Source organism: Collimonas sp. PA-H2 (assembly GCF_002564105.1).
Classification (GTDB): Bacteria; Pseudomonadota; Gammaproteobacteria; order Burkholderiales; family Burkholderiaceae_D; genus Collimonas.
Window position 1 is genome coordinate 1,506,965 of record NZ_PDBX01000001.1, and the last position, 14,875, is coordinate 1,521,839.

A 14,875-nucleotide genomic window follows, 5' to 3' on the forward strand; every position below is an offset into this window, starting at 1 on the left:
AAATGCCCATCGGGCAAAGTTGTCCGCATTTGATGACAGATTTCGACCCCGCGTCCGGCATGGACGCGGGGCGAAGACAAGGTTTCGGCGACAACCCAAAGCATTTGTCAAAGTCCGCTCCGGGTCAAAGTGGGCGGCACGCAACAGCTATCATTCATGCTCGATTATTCCGTATACAAACTTTCCACTCAGACATAGAATCCGATGCTGCTGAGCATCGCAGCAATGTCTCTGCCATTGTCATCATGGATAGACATGAACTACATTCAATTCATTCTGGGAGTCTTCTTGTGAAGCGTTACGCCGGTGTTGTTGCATGCATTTTTGTCTATTTCATTGCCATCGTAGGGGGCTTGATACCCGCCAAGGAAAGCCGCGCGGATGCGATGGACGATATCCAGAGCCGGCGCGCGATTCGCGTCGCAGTGCCAAAAGATACGCCGCCGTTCGGCGCGGAAGGCCAGTACAAGTCGCTGGAAGGATTCGATATCTCGATCGCCAAGATGATTTCGCTGGAGCTGGGAGTCAAGCTCGACATGGTGCCGCTGGTCAGCGCGGACCGCATTCCTTCGCTATTGAACCACCATGTCGACATAGTGATTTCCAGTCTCGGTAAAAACCCGGAACGCCTGAAACAGATCGACTTTTCACAGGCATACGCGCCGTTTTACCTGGGTGTGTTCGGCGCTCCCAACCTCGACGTAAAAAATGCCGCTGCTCTGTCCGGCAAGACTATCGCCGTGCTCAAGGATTCGATCGAAGATACCGAGTTGAGCAAGATTGCACCGCCTTCCGCCATCATCAAGCGTTTCAGCACCAGCAAGGAAGCAGAGAAATCCTATCTGCAAGGAGAATCCAAGCTGCTGGCCGCCGGCAACGTGCTGATTTCCGCCTTTACCAAGGAACAGGCGGAAGCAACCCAGCTGAAGATCGTGTTGAAGGATTCGCCATGCTTCATCGGCGTTAACAAAAACGAAACCGCCCTGCTGAACAAGATCAACGCCATGCTGAGCAACATCAAGAAAAACGGCATGCTCAACGTCAATGCCCAGCGCTGGTTCAAGGCGCCCTTGCCTGACAGCGTATTGCGTAGCGGGCTCGAATAAGCGAAGCGGCTGTCTGCGGCGAATGAAAAGGGGTTCCGTCAGCGGAACCCCTTTTTCCATTTCTGAGATTCTGATCTTATTGATTCTGCCGGCGCCGCCGAGGCGCGATCGGCCGCCAAAGATGTGGTAAGTTCGGGACATGACACTTGATATGCAGGAGAACCGACATGCCAACCGCAAGCTTGAGTGGCGAAATCATCACCGGCTGGGACAGCTTCCATAGCGAATCGGCCAAAGCGTTCGGTTTCCCCGAATTCTATGGCCGCAACATGAATGCCTGGATCGATTGCCTGAGCTATCTGCGCGACGAGGACGGCATGAGCAAATTCCGCCTCACGGAAAACGAGGTGCTGAACATCGAAGTGCTGCACAGCGATAAACTGCGCCAGCGCGCCGCCGAAATTATCGAAGAGCTGGAATTCTGTATTGCTGCGATCAACGAGCGCTATGACGATTATGGCGAAAAGCCGGCGCTGAAACTGATCCTGCGCTAGCGCCAGAGTGGGGACTTAATCGATCAGGTGGTCGCCATCGTAGAACGGATATGGACCGTCAAATTCTCCGATATAGGCGGTGTGACTGATCAAGCCATGATCGGCATCCCACAGGTGCAGTTGAAACGCCGGCGGCTCCATCACGAAGCGGGATTCCGCCTGCGGGCTCAGATCCAGCGCTACCTGATGCGCAACGCCGGGACCGGTCGAGGCGATGCTGCCGCCAAAACGCACCTGGATGGCGCGGTGCAAATGGCCGCACAGGAGCCGCTCTACCTGCGGATGACGCTGCACCACGGCAGCCAATGCCTGCGGATCTGCCAATCCTATTTTATCCATGTGGCCGATGCCGGTATGAAACGGCGGATGGTGCATGACGATGACGGTCGGCTTGTGCGGCTGCGCCGCCAGCACCTGATCCAGCCATATCAAGCTATCGGCGGCCAGTGCGCCGCTGCTGGATTGCGGAATGACCGTATCCAGCGCCACGATGCGCAGCGCATGATCGTCGATCACGTATTCGATTCTGTCGTGGCTTTGCTGCAGATATAAGTGCTCAGGAAAGGCCGCCCTCAAGCTGCTGCGTTCATCGTGATTACCGGGAATCAGATAGTACGGCAGCTCCAGCGCTTGCAGCAGCTGGCGCAGGAATGCGTATTCTTCCGGCAAACCGAAATCCACCAGATCGCCGGTCATCACCACGGCGTCGGGCCGCTGCCTGAGCCCATTCACCTGCGCGATGCAGCGCCGCAGGCTTTCCGCTGTATCGACGATGCGATAGGATTTCTTGCCATGCGCCTTGATATGCAAATCGGAAATCTGGCAAAGAATCATGCTGTCGCCTCATCCTGGAAATGCAACAAGGCGTGCTCAGGAACGCGCAATGCGATGCGTTCACCCACTTGCCAGGATGCGCCGCGGCCGGTGTCGACCACCACCGCTTGCTCGGCGCCGACATCGACCAGCAGGCGGGTGCGGTCTCCCAGGAAGAAGGTTGACAGAATTTCTCCCTGCATGTTGGCAGCATCCATGTCAGCGGCAACAACCTCGACATCTTCCGGCCGGAACATCAGCGTCGCCCGCAGCCCGGCGGACGACGTATCGCATGACAGCTGGCCACCGCCAAAGCGCAGCTGACCGTCGCTGACGACGCCGCTCACGCGGTTCATGGTGCCGATGAAATCGGCGACAAAATGGCTGGCGGGACGATAGTAGATATCCTGCGGACTGCCAATTTGCGCGATCTTGCCGCGTTCCATGACCACCACGCGATCGCCCAATGCCATCGCCTCGCTCTGGTCGTGAGTCACATAGATGGCGGTGATGCCGAGCTTGCGCAGCAGCTGGTTGAGATCAGCGCGCAGCGTTTCACGCAGCTTGGCGTCGAGTGCAGTCAAGGGCTCGTCCAGCAGCAATACCCGGGGTTCGACCGCCAACGCGCGAGCCAGGGCGACCCGCTGTTTCTGGCCGCCCGAGAGCTGGTCGATGCGGCGCTGGCCTAGCCCTTGCAACTGCACCATCTGGAGCAGGGCTTCGATTTTTTCCAGGCGCTGAGCGGCCGGCATCTTACGGATTTTCAAGCCGTAGGCGATGTTTTCGCCGACCGTCATGTTGGGGAACAAAGCGTAATTCTGAAACACCATGCCGACGCCGCGCTTTTCTATCGGCAAGGCGGTAACGTCTTCGCCACCGAACAGAACCTGGCCGCCGGCATCGGGAAATTCCAGGCCGGCGATCAGACGCAGAGTGGTGGTTTTGCCGCAGCCGGACGGCCCTAGCAACACCACGGTTTCACCGGGATGGATTTCCAGCTCTATCGGCTGCAGCGCCTGCGCGCCGTTGGCGAAGGTCTTGGCGCACTGTATCAATTTGATGGAAACGGCATTCTTCATAAACGGACTCTTGAGCGTGTGGTGTGCGTCACCCATTGCGTGGCGACCAGCAGCGGAATGATCATCACGAAGAAAATCAACGTATAGGCGGAGCCGACTTCCAGCCGCATCGAGGCATAGCTGTCGGCCAGCCCGACCGGCAGCGTCATGGTCAGCGGCGTATGCAGCATCCAGGTGATATTGAACTCGCCTATCGACAAGGTCACCACCATCAGCGCACCGGCCAGGATGCCGGAAAATACATTAGGAATCACGATGCCGAAAAAACGCTGCGTCAAGCCGGCTCCGAGGCTGGCCGCGGCTTCTTCCAGCACCGGCAACTGCGCCGACTGCATCACCGCCAGCACCGGGCGCACCATGAACGGCAGCGTGAACAGTACATGGCCGACCAGGATGAACAGCAGGCTGCCGCGGAATTCACGATACTGGCCGTAGGCCATGATCAGCGCCAGCGCTGTAGCCAAGCCTGGCACAGCGACTGGCATCATCAGCAATTCTTCGATGGCGCGCGCCAGACGGCTGTTGCCGCCGTTATGGCGCGCCAGCATGTACGCCAGCGGCACACCAACCACCGTGGTGACGACCAGGCAGGCCAATGCGATTACTATCGAGCGCCAGATGGTTAGCTGGTAGGCATCCCAGACCTGCACTATCCAGCGCACGGTAAAACCGCTGGACCAGCCGATGAAAAAATTATCGGTGATCCCTGCCAGCATCGACAGGATGATGGGGACGATCAGGAAAGCGCATACCAGCAGGGTGAAGCCGAGCTGGAGATAGAAGCGGAATGATTTCTGCACCTTATCTCCTTTCTAAGTCGCGGCGCCGGCGGCATTGCCTGACCAGGAACGCGCCAACGCCAGCACCAGCCAGGTCATCACTCCCAGCACAATCGACAGCGCCGCTGCCATCGCAAAATTGGCATAGCTGGTAAATTCGTTATAGATCGCCATCGGCAGCACATCGATATTGGTGGCCAGCGTAAAAGCCGTGCCGAAAGCGCCGACGCTAGTGGCGAAGCAGATCGCACCGGATGAGATCAGTGCCGGCGCCAGCGCCGGCAGCACGACGTTGGCGAATACCTGCAAGGGATTCGCGCCCAGCGAACGGGCCGCCTCTTCCAGCGCAGGATCAAGCTTCTCCGCGGCAGCCATGATCGTCAGGATGACGCGCGGAATCGAAAAATACAGATAACCGAGGAACAGGCCGCCGAGCGAATAGGCGAATACCCAGGCATCGCCGAACAGCCAGCTGCTGACGGCGCCGATCAAGCCCTGGCGCCCGGCCAGCATGATCACCATGAAGCCGACCACCACGCCGGGAAAAGCCAGCGGAAAGGTCAGCATGGCGAGCAGCAGTGCTTTGCCGGCGAATCGGTTGCGCTGCAAGAACAGGCCGACCAGCGAAGAGATCAGCAAGGTGGCCAGGGTCACCGCCGCCGACAGCAGCAGCGTCGAAATCAGACTCATCAAATAATGATGATTGGTCAGCACCGCAAAATATGCCGCGATGCCGGTCGGACCGCTGGCCCCAACCGCTACCAGACGCAACATTGGCAGCAGCCAGAAAGCCAGGAACAAGGCCATGCCCGGCAAGGCAAACAGCAGGTACAGCCGGCGCTGCGGACGCCGCTTCGACAGCTTGATGGTCACCGCACTTCTGCCTGATAACGTTCGCTGAATGCGCGCTGGGCCTCGGCCATCTTGCCGTAATCGACCGACCTGGCACGTGCATATTCGGTCGCCGGCAGGAAGTGCGACTGGGCTTCCTTGGAAATCGCGGAAGCGCGCACCGGCCGCAGATAGGCATTGGCCCAGATCGCCTGGCCCTCATTGGATAGGAGGAAATCCAGCACCTTCTTGGCGTTGGCCGGATTCGGGCCATTTTTAACCAGGCTGACAACGTAAGGCACGGTCAGGGTTCCTTCGCTGGGGATGACGAAAGCGACGTTGGCTTTGTCCTTGTATCTGGCGCGGTAGGCATCGAAGTCGTAGCCGAACAAAATCGGAATCTCACCCGACAGCAGGCGCGCATACGAAGTCTGCTTAGGGACGATAGGCTGGTTCTTTTGGAGCGCCTTGAAATAGTTGATGCCCGGTGTGAAGTTGTCCAGCGTGCCGCCCAAGGCCTGATTGATCGCCACTGCGCCGACGTAGCCGACGAAGGCGCTGGCCGGATCGAGGTAGCCGATCAAGCCTTTGTATTCCGGCTTCTGCAAATCCTGCCAGGAGCGTGGCACCGGCTTGCCCTTGAGTGCATCGACGTTCACCATCAGTCCCATGGTGCCGGAATGGATGGTGAACCAGTAGCCGTCCGCATCCTTGAGCTCGTTCGGGATCTCATTCCAGCCGGCAGGCTTGTACGGGGCGGTCACTTCTTTCTTTTTCGCTTCAATGCCGAAGGTCACGCCGACATAGGTGAAGTCAGCCACCGGACTGGCCTTTTCAGCAATGATCTGCGACAGCGACTGACCGCTGTTCTTGTTATCGGGCGGCACCGTGATGCCGGTCTTGTCCTTGACGGCCTTGATCTGCGACGCCCAGTCCGCCCACTCGGGCGGACAGTTGTAGCAAATCGCATTCTGGGCGCCGGCATGGACCGATGCGGCCAGGCCGATGGCGGCGACCATGGTGTGGAAAACACGTGCTAAGCGCATGCTGCTTCCTTTCTGTGTTGGCGGGATTAGTTGGGAGTTGCGAACGGTTTGACCGAGGCGCCGATGCGGACGATATGCGGCAATATGTGCGACGCGGCAGGCGGATGGCCATCTTGCTGTTCTTCGATCGCCATCACCAGCGTGCGCAATGCCAGTCCGCCGATCTGTTCGGATGGCTGTTCGACACTGCTCAGCATCGGATCCATCAGCTCGCCCAGCGGGATGCCGTCGAAACCCATCACCGAGACATCATCCGGCACACGCAAGCCGAGTGCGCGCAGGTCGCGCATTACGCTCAGGGCCAGCAAGTCATTGGAACAAAACAAGGCGCTCGGCCGTTGCCAGGGATCGCGGAATGTCTGCAGGTATTCGTGCGCAAGCGAAGTGTAGGTGTGGCGCGCAACTTCGATCGGCGCCAGCGGCGCCAGGCCGTGCTGCTGCATCGCCTGCAGGTAGCCGTGATAGCGCTGCAAGGCGCGGTCGGACGCGTGGAACTGGCCGGCCAGCATCTGGATGCGGCGGTGGCCAAGCTTGATCAGATGGCTGACCGCGTCATAGGCGGCGGCGTGGTTATCGACTGACACCGATGGCCGCGCGCCCCGTTGCGGCTGGTTATACACCAGCACATATGGGATCTGTTCCCGCTCAAGCACATCCAGCGTGATACTGGCTTCGGCATCGGCGACAGTCAGGATGACGCCATCGACGCGGTGCGCCAGCAGCAGTTCCACCGCCGCCGCTTCATCCTGCTGACGGTATTCGGTGGCGGTGAACATGACCGAATAATCGCGCTGGCGCGCCGCCGTCTCGATACCCTGCAGACATTGCGCAAACACTGTATTGGACAAGGTCGGCACCACCACGCCGACCGTGTGCGAGCGGCCAGCGCGCAGATTGCGCCCGGTGAAATTCGGCCGGAAGCCGAGCGCCTCGATGGCTTGATTGACCTTGCTGGCGGTATCGACGCTGACCGAATCGGGCTGATTTAACAGGCGCGATACGGTGGCGATGGAAACACCGGCTTCTAGAGCAACTTGCTTGATGGATGGACGCACGATGCAACCCGTGATGTAAACGTTTACATCATGCCGATGCATTGTTACGCGCTCATGACCGCATCACTGTCTGCCGGGTTAAATCGATTGGTGTGGTATTGCCCGCTTGTGTTGAGGGTGCCGACTTTTTACGAAAGATACGGCAGCCTGGTTTTTGTCAGCGTTCGGGACGAAGATAGTAAATATCCCACTCTTCTTCTGCGAGGAACTCAAAACCGTGTCGCTGATAGAAACGATTAGCGTCGCTTCCTCTCAAGGCGCCTACCCGCAGTGGCAAAGCCAACGCATCCGCTTCCTTGAAAACCTGGGCTAGCACGGCTGCGCCGATTCCTTGTCCTTGGCGGTCTGGCAGAATATAGAGGTGGTCCAGCAACAGTTGATTTTCGACGGGCTTGACAACGACAAAGCCGAGGCGCTGCTCTTCGAAGACGATATGCCTTGTGTGCACCGCCGAAAAGGCAGAACGGAAACGTTCTCTGGCGCGCAGCGGATCAAAGCGGCCAACCCGTTCCAGGCTCTCGCGCATGGCGGTAATGCGCAAGGCCACCAGCTCTTCAAAATCCGCTTCAACGGCCTGGACCAGGGTGGCGCTTGCTTTAATCACTGCAGACATTGGCACTTTCAGAATTTTCCCGCGGTAGATTCGTCCATTTTATCCCAATCCATCGTGCTGGCCGCTGGCGCGGCAAGAGCTGCTGGAGTAGCCTGTACATATCGCCATGTACTTGCAGTGGCTATTCACAGGTTACCCTATGGAAAAGACCGCATTTGTATTCGCCGGCGGCGGCAGTCTTGGCGCTATTGAAGCGGGCATGCTACGTGAGCTCATCGCTTCCGGAGTGCGGCCGGATTTCCTGGTCGGCGCCTCTGCCGGCGCCATCAATAGCGTGTTCTTTGCCTATCAGCCACACTCTGCCGGCTCGCTCCGCCTCGAATTCCTTTGGCGCGGCATCCGTCGCGAGCAGATCTTGCCGTGGTCATTTCTTTCCTTGCTGGGGGCTTTTCGCGGGCGCGGGACGCACCTGGTCAGTTCGGGGAAATTGCGCGAGTTGCTGTACGAACACTATGGCAACCGCAAGCTGGAAGATGCGGATCTCCCTGTGCATGTGGTCGCCACCGAGATGAAAACCGGTAATGAAGTCGTGATTTCATCGGGTTCTGCAGTGGACGCGGTACTTGCCAGCACGGCGATCCCCGGGGTATTTCCACCGGTCGCACTGGACGGCAACATGCTGATCGATGGCGGCGTCGCCAACAATACCCCCATTTCCACCGCGATCCGCTTGGGCGCCACGCGTGTCATCGTGCTGAGCACTGGATTTACCTGCGCCGAACGGCGTCCGCCGAAAGGAGCGCTTGAGCATGCCATGAGTGCGCTCAACCTGCTGGTGGCGCGGCAACTGGTATCGGATCTGGAGCGTTGGGCATCGCATGCGGCGATCGCCGTGGTTACTCCCTTATGTCCATTGGACGTTTCACCGTACGACTATAGCCAGTGCGGCTTGCTGATAGACCGGGCGGCAGCCGAAACCCGTCTCTGGCTGGAGGCAGGAGGACTGGATAATCACGAAATTCCAGGGGGACTCAGGCCGCATTCCCATGATGCTGAATAGATTTAGCGTTTGAGTTGCTATTTACGGTGTTGAAGCGGGCTTTGCAGCGTTGAATCCCACTGGTTTTCAGGGGGGGGTTGGCTTTGGCGTGTTCATTTTTGCGGTCTTTTACAAATCGATCGCGCAAAGCAAAAACCCTCTGCAAGGTAAGTTGCAGAGGGTTTTTTAATAAAAGCCTGACGATGACCTACTTTCACACTGGTTGCAGCACTATCATCGGCGCAAATTCGTTTCACGGTCCTGTTCGGGATGGGAAGGGGTGGTACCAAATCGCTATGGTCATCAGGCATAACTTGTAACCGCTGCTTGTTCTCCAGTAGGAGCAACAAACAACGCAATCTAGAAGAAGTAGTTTTTTATACCGAGCTCACTAGGGTGAGTGAGCCCGGTTGGGTATGAATGTCCAAACGGTGTTGCTATCTTTGATGGATAGTCACCTAGGCAAACAAAAAAGCTCATCATATAACCTGCTAAGGTTATAGGGACAAGCCTCACGGGCAATTAGTATCAGTTAGCTTAACGTATTACTACGCTTCCACACCTGACCTATCAACGTCCTGGTCTCGAACGACCCTTTAGGGGAATCTAGTTCCCGGGAAATATCATCTTAAGGCAAGTTTCCCGCTTAGATGCTTTCAGCGGTTATCTCTTCCGAACTTAGCTACCCGGCAATGCCACTGGCGTGACAACCGGTACACCAGAGGTTCGTCCACTCCGGTCCTCTCGTACTAGGAGCAGCCCCCTTCAAATTTCCAACGCCCACGGCAGATAGGGACCAAACTGTCTCACGACGTTTTAAACCCAGCTCACGTACCACTTTAAATGGCGAACAGCCATACCCTTGGGACCGGCTACAGCCCCAGGATGTGATGAGCCGACATCGAGGTGCCAAACTCCCCCGTCGATATGAACTCTTGGGAGGAATCAGCCTGTTATCCCCAGAGTACCTTTTATCCGTTGAGCGATGGCCCTTCCATACAGAACCACCGGATCACTATGTCCTACTTTCGTACCTGCTCGACTTGTCAGTCTCGCAGTTAAGCACGCTTATGCCATTGCACTATTAGCACGATGTCCGACCGTACCTAGCGTACCTTCGAACTCCTCCGTTACACTTTGGGAGGAGACCGCCCCAGTCAAACTGCCTACCATGCACTGTCCCCGATCCGGATAACGGACCAAGGTTAGAACCTCAAACAAACCAGGGTGGTATTTCAAGGTTGGCTCCACGAGAACTAGCGTCCCCGCTTCAAAGCCTCCCACCTATCCTACACAGATTGGTTCAAAGTCCAATGCAAAGCTACAGTAAAGGTTCATGGGGTCTTTCCGTCTAGCCGCGGGTAGATTGCATCATCACAAACATTTCAACTTCGCTGAGTCTCGGGAGGAGACAGTGTGGCCATCGTTACGCCATTCGTGCAGGTCGGAACTTACCCGACAAGGAATTTCGCTACCTTAGGACCGTTATAGTTACGGCCGCCGTTTACTGGGACTTCAATCAAGAGCTTGCACCCCATCATTTAATCTTCCAGCACCGGGCAGGCGTCACACCCTATACGTCCACTTTCGTGTTTGCAGAGTGCTGTGTTTTTATTAAACAGTCGCAGCCACCTTTTTATTGCAGCCCTTTCGTCCTTCTGGCGCAGGCCAGTCAAACTACCGGGGCGTACCTTATCCCGAAGTTACGGTACAAATTTGCCGAGTTCCTTCTCCCGAGTTCTCTCAAGCGCCTTAGAATACTCATCTCGCCCACCTGTGTCGGTTTGCGGTACGGTCTCGTTAGACTGAAGCTTAGAGGCTTTTCTTGGAACCACTTCCGATTGCTTCACCAATAAATTGGCTCGTCCCATACCCTTGAATTACGCTGCCGGATTTGCCTAACAGCCTTCTGTGATATAGGAACCGGGACTTCCAACACCCGGACAACCTTCCGCGATCCGTCCCCCCATCGCATCTAACGACGGTGCAGGAATATTAACCTGCTTCCCATCAGCTACGCATCTCTGCCTCGCCTTAGGGGCCGACTCACCCTGCTCCGATGAACGTTGAACAGGAAACCTTGGGCTTACGGCGTGGGGGCTTTTCACCCCCATTATCGCTACTCATGTCAGCATTCGCACTTCTGATACCTCCAGCATCCTTTACAAGACACCTTCGCAGGCTTACAGAACGCTCTCCTACCATATCCTTACGGATATCCGCAGCTTCGGTGACTGGCTTAGCCCCGTTACATCTTCCGCGCAGGACGACTCGATCAGTGAGCTATTACGCTTTCTTTAAAGGATGGCTGCTTCTAAGCCAACCTCCTGACTGTTTTAGCCTTCCCACTTCGTTTGCCACTTAGCCAATCTTTGGGACCTTAGCTGGCGGTCTGGGTTGTTTCCCTCTTGACGTCGGACGTTAGCACCCGGCGTCTGTCTCCCAAGCTCGCACTCATCGGTATTCGGAGTTTGCAATGGTTTGGTAAGTCTCGATGACCCCCTAGCCATAACAGTGCTCTACCCCCGATGGTGATACTTGAGGCACTACCTAAATAGTTTTCGGAGAGAACCAGCTATTTCCAAGTTTGTTTAGCCTTTCACCCCTACCCACAGCTCATCCCCTAATTTTTCAACATTAGTGGGTTCGGACCTCCAGTGCGTGTTACCGCACCTTCATCCTGGCCATGAGTAGATCACTTGGTTTCGGGTCTACACCCAGCGACTGAACGCCCTATTCGGACTCGATTTCTCTACGCCTTCCCTATACGGTTAAGCTTGCCACTGAATGTAAGTCGCTGACCCATTATACAAAAGGTACGCAGTCACGGAACAAGTCCGCTCCTACTGTTTGTATGCACACGGTTTCAGGATCTATTTCACTCCCCTTCCGGGGTTCTTTTCGCCTTTCCCTCACGGTACTGGTTCACTATCGGTCGATATCGAGTATTTAGCCTTGGAGGATGGTCCCCCCATGTTCAGACAGGATTACACGTGTCCCGCCCTACTTGTTGCAAGCTTAGTTCCACAATGATCATTTCGTATAAGGGGCTATCACCCTCTATGGCCGACGTTTCCAAGTCGTTCTACTATGTCCACTGCTAAAACTTGCGGCTGTTCCCATTTCGCTCGCCACTACTTTGGGAATCTCGGTTGATTTCTTTTCCTGCAGCTACTTAGATGTTTCAGTTCGCCGCGTTCGCTTTGCAACCCTATGTATTCAGGTTGCAATGACCACTAGGGCCGGGTTTCCCCATTCGGAAATCTGCGGATCAAAGCTTGTTTGCTAGCTCCCCGCAGCTTATCGCAAGCTACTACGTCCTTCATCGCCTGATATCGCCAAGGCATCCACCATGTGCACTTATTCACTTGTCCCTATAACTTTAGCCTCTAGCTGCGTTCACAGCTAAAAAGCGGTTATAGAGGTATTTCTATGAGTTTAGCGTTTGCCGTATCCAAAGTGTTATCGCATTCTCCATGCAGCTTGCGCCCATGGAGTCTTTTGAGAACTCTTTACATACTTTTTGATTTGATACAATCATACCCATCCACAACAATGTCTTGTCATGGACGAATCTTTACTACTTCTTCTAGATTGTTAAAGAACGGTAAAACCAGTGATCTTAAAAAGACCAAACCTAAATCCCAGCGCGCTACTGCGCCGACTTAGGTTTGATATTTCTTGCTTCTTCTCACCAAGGAAACTTGGTGGAGGTTGACGGGATCGAACCGACGACCCCCTGCTTGCAAAGCAGGTGCTCTCCCAGCTGAGCTAAACCCCCGAAACTTTATGGTGGGTCTGGTTGGGCTCGAACCAACGACCCCCGCGTTATCAACACGGTGCTCTAACCAACTGAGCTACAGACCCGCTTGGATCAGTACGAGCCTACCATCAACTCCAGCGCTTTCACGCCGCAGCCTTTGACCGATACCTGTTCTTCTTTATTAACAGACGATAAGTGTGGACGCTTAACTTTCATGCAAACTCTAGAAAGGAGGTGATCCAGCCGCACCTTCCGATACGGCTACCTTGTTACGACTTCACCCCAGTCACGAATCCTACCGTGGTAAGCGCCCTCCTTACGGTTAGGCTACCTACTTCTGGTAAAACCCGCTCCCATGGTGTGACGGGCGGTGTGTACAAGACCCGGGAACGTATTCACCGCGACATGCTGATCCGCGATTACTAGCGATTCCAACTTCATGTAGTCGAGTTGCAGACTACAATCCGGACTACGATACACTTTCTGGGATTAGCTCCCCCTCGCGGGTTGGCGGCCCTCTGTATGTACCATTGTATGACGTGTGAAGCCCTACCCATAAGGGCCATGAGGACTTGACGTCATCCCCACCTTCCTCCGGTTTGTCACCGGCAGTCTCATTAGAGTGCCCTTTCGTAGCAACTAATGACAAGGGTTGCGCTCGTTGCGGGACTTAACCCAACATCTCACGACACGAGCTGACGACAGCCATGCAGCACCTGTGTTACAGTTTTCTTTCGAACACTCCCAAATCTCTTCGGGATTCTGTACATGTCAAGGGTAGGTAAGGTTTTTCGCGTTGCATCGAATTAATCCACATCATCCACCGCTTGTGCGGGTCCCCGTCAATTCCTTTGAGTTTTAATCTTGCGACCGTACTCCCCAGGCGGTCTACTTCACGCGTTAGCTGCGTTACCAAGTCAATTAAGACCCGACAACTAGTAGACATCGTTTAGGGCGTGGACTACCAGGGTATCTAATCCTGTTTGCTCCCCACGCTTTCGTGCATGAGCGTCAGTGTTATCCCAGGGGGCTGCCTTCGCCATCGGTATTCCTCCACATCTCTACGCATTTCACTGCTACACGTGGAATTCTACCCCCCTCTGACACACTCTAGCTATGCAGTCACAAATGCCATTCCCAGGTTAAGCCCGGGGATTTCACACCTGTCTTACATAACCGCCTGCGCACGCTTTACGCCCAGTAATTCCGATTAACGCTTGCACCCTACGTATTACCGCGGCTGCTGGCACGTAGTTAGCCGGTGCTTATTCTTCAGGTACCGTCATTAGGACATCGTATTAGGACATCCCGTTTCTTCCCTGACAAAAGAGCTTTACAACCCGAAGGCCTTCTTCACTCACGCGGCATTGCTGGATCAGGGTTGCCCCCATTGTCCAAAATTCCCCACTGCTGCCTCCCGTAGGAGTCTGGGCCGTGTCTCAGTCCCAGTGTGGCTGGTCGTCCTCTCAGACCAGCTACTGATCGAAGCCTTGGTGAGCCTTTACCTCACCAACTAGCTAATCAGATATCGGCCGCTCTATGAGCATGAGGCCCTTACGGGTCCCCCACTTTCATCCGTAGATCGTATGCGGTATTAGCTAATCTTTCGACTAGTTATCCCCCACTCAAAGGTACGTTCCGATATATTACTCACCCGTTCGCCACTCGTCAGCGGAGCAAGCTCCCTGTTACCGTTCGACTTGCATGTGTAAGGCATGCCGCCAGCGTTCAATCTGAGCCAGGATCAAACTCTTCAGTTCAATCTCTGTTTTGTGGCATTGCTGCCTAGCATCTCTGCTATCGCTCACTCAAAATACTGACAGGCCACTTCTTTGCAGAAGCGCCTATTTTCTTCTTTTGTGAACATTTAATGTTTTAAGTTATACGCTCCTGATTTACATCAGCAGCGCTGCACTTCCATCAAACGCCCACACTTATCGACTGTTAATTGTTAAAGAACCTTCTACTTCGCGTCACCGTCTTACCGGTTCGCGTCGCTGTCAAATCGTTTTGTTTGTCAGCAGCAGAGAGATGAGATTATGTAGCGTTTCAAGTTTTTCGTCAACTACTTTTTTACTTCTCACCGAAAAACTTTTTACTTCCAACACAACCTGCAACCCGCTTTTTTCCCCTCAAACTTCGCGCTCAAATCAGCCTCAATTCCTTGCTGCTGCTTCGCTTCTTTCGCGTCGTTCTCAACGGGAGGCGAACTATAGCAACCCCCTCAATTCCCCGCAAGTACTTTTAACCAAATTCTTTAAAATATTTCGATTTATTTGATTTAGCCGTATTACGGGGCATTCCTCGCTACTAAATA

10 protein-coding genes, 2 tRNA genes and 3 rRNA genes are annotated in these 14,875 nt (G+C 55.1%); 3 read left to right on the forward strand and 12 right to left on the reverse strand.

Annotated elements, in window-relative coordinates; all coding sequences use genetic code 11:
• The first annotated feature begins 290 nt into the window (after nucleotides 1-290).
• A complete protein-coding gene (locus BCF11_RS06735) occupies nucleotides 291-1,106 on the forward strand; it encodes a transporter substrate-binding domain-containing protein (protein ID WP_098494064.1) in 816 nt (271 codons plus the stop codon).
• Between the two features lie 167 nt (nucleotides 1,107-1,273).
• The gene (locus tag BCF11_RS06740; protein WP_098494065.1) at nucleotides 1,274-1,600 is read left to right on the forward strand and encodes a barstar family protein; all 327 of its coding nucleotides are present in this window, start codon (nucleotides 1,274-1,276) and stop codon (nucleotides 1,598-1,600) included.
• A gap of 15 nt (nucleotides 1,601-1,615) precedes the next feature.
• Here the strand turns inward: BCF11_RS06740 and BCF11_RS06745 are convergent, their stop codons facing one another.
• From BCF11_RS06745 to BCF11_RS06775, 7 genes are all read right to left on the reverse strand, one after another.
• Nucleotides 1,616-2,434, reverse strand: a complete 819-nt coding sequence (locus tag BCF11_RS06745) for a phosphodiesterase (protein ID WP_098494066.1) — start codon at nucleotides 2,432-2,434, stop codon at nucleotides 1,616-1,618.
• Nucleotides 2,431-3,492, reverse strand: coding sequence for an ABC transporter ATP-binding protein (locus BCF11_RS06750; RefSeq protein ID WP_233212400.1), 1,062 nt, complete (start codon nucleotides 3,490-3,492; stop codon nucleotides 2,431-2,433). Before BCF11_RS06750 ends, BCF11_RS06745 begins: the two co-directional genes overlap by 4 nt.
• Nucleotides 3,489-4,292, reverse strand: coding sequence for an ABC transporter permease (locus BCF11_RS06755; protein ID WP_098494068.1), 804 nt, complete (start codon nucleotides 4,290-4,292; stop codon nucleotides 3,489-3,491). The genes BCF11_RS06750 and BCF11_RS06755 overlap by 4 nt, the downstream gene beginning before the upstream one ends.
• Before the next feature lie 12 nt (nucleotides 4,293-4,304).
• Nucleotides 4,305-5,078, reverse strand: a complete 774-nt coding sequence (locus BCF11_RS06760; protein ID WP_233212652.1) for an ABC transporter permease — start codon at nucleotides 5,076-5,078, stop codon at nucleotides 4,305-4,307.
• A gap of 62 nt (nucleotides 5,079-5,140) precedes the next feature.
• Complete coding sequence (locus BCF11_RS06765; protein WP_098494070.1) at nucleotides 5,141-6,148, reverse strand: ABC transporter substrate-binding protein; 1,008 nt, start codon at nucleotides 6,146-6,148, stop codon at nucleotides 5,141-5,143.
• 26 nt (nucleotides 6,149-6,174) lie between these two features.
• Nucleotides 6,175-7,203 (reverse strand): LacI family DNA-binding transcriptional regulator, encoded by a 1,029-nt coding sequence (locus tag BCF11_RS06770; RefSeq protein WP_098497359.1) that lies wholly within the window; start codon nucleotides 7,201-7,203, stop codon nucleotides 6,175-6,177.
• Nucleotides 7,204-7,360: 157 nt separating this feature from the next.
• Nucleotides 7,361-7,816: a GNAT family N-acetyltransferase gene (locus BCF11_RS06775; protein WP_098494071.1), complete on the reverse strand. Its 456-nt coding sequence runs from the start codon at nucleotides 7,814-7,816 to the stop codon at nucleotides 7,361-7,363.
• 139 nt (nucleotides 7,817-7,955) lie between these two features.
• On the opposite strand from BCF11_RS06775, the gene BCF11_RS06780 reads away from it, so the two are divergent.
• Nucleotides 7,956-8,816 carry a patatin-like phospholipase family protein gene (locus BCF11_RS06780; protein WP_098494072.1) on the forward strand — a complete coding sequence of 287 codons (861 nt, stop codon included), beginning with the start codon at nucleotides 7,956-7,958 and terminating at the stop codon, nucleotides 8,814-8,816.
• Nucleotides 8,817-8,990: 174 nt separating this feature from the next.
• Here BCF11_RS06780 and rrf read toward each other — a convergent pair.
• The 5 genes from rrf to BCF11_RS06805 form a co-directional block, all read right to left on the reverse strand.
• Nucleotides 8,991-9,103: ribosomal RNA gene (gene rrf / locus BCF11_RS06785) — 5S ribosomal RNA — on the reverse strand.
• A 193-nt stretch (nucleotides 9,104-9,296) separates the two neighbouring features.
• Nucleotides 9,297-12,169 (reverse strand): 23S ribosomal RNA (locus BCF11_RS06790).
• Between the two features lie 331 nt (nucleotides 12,170-12,500).
• Nucleotides 12,501-12,576, reverse strand: a tRNA-Ala gene (locus BCF11_RS06795).
• A gap of 9 nt (nucleotides 12,577-12,585) precedes the next feature.
• Nucleotides 12,586-12,662: transfer RNA gene (locus BCF11_RS06800), tRNA-Ile, on the reverse strand.
• Between the two features lie 123 nt (nucleotides 12,663-12,785).
• A 16S ribosomal RNA gene (locus tag BCF11_RS06805) occupies nucleotides 12,786-14,318 on the reverse strand.
• The 16S, 23S and 5S rRNA genes sit together here with 2 tRNA genes alongside, the layout of an rRNA operon.
• Nucleotides 14,319-14,875: the final 557 nt, after the last annotated feature.

Coding starts and splice junctions, on each gene's coding strand:
- BCF11_RS06740 (WP_098494065.1), top strand. CDS start 1,274: ATGCCAACCGCAAGCTTGAGTGGCGAAATCATCACCGGCTGGGACAGC.
- BCF11_RS06745 (WP_098494066.1), bottom strand. CDS start 2,434: ATGATTCTTTGCCAGATTTCCGATTTGCATATCAAGGCGCATGGCAAG.
- BCF11_RS06750 (WP_233212400.1), bottom strand. CDS start 3,492: ATGAAGAATGCCGTTTCCATCAAATTGATACAGTGCGCCAAGACCTTC.
- BCF11_RS06760 (WP_233212652.1), bottom strand. CDS start 5,078: ATGGCCTTGTTCCTGGCTTTCTGGCTGCTGCCAATGTTGCGTCTGGTA.
- BCF11_RS06765 (WP_098494070.1), bottom strand. CDS start 6,148: ATGCGCTTAGCACGTGTTTTCCACACCATGGTCGCCGCCATCGGCCTG.
- BCF11_RS06775 (WP_098494071.1), bottom strand. CDS start 7,816: ATGTCTGCAGTGATTAAAGCAAGCGCCACCCTGGTCCAGGCCGTTGAA.
- BCF11_RS06780 (WP_098494072.1), top strand. CDS start 7,956: ATGGAAAAGACCGCATTTGTATTCGCCGGCGGCGGCAGTCTTGGCGCT.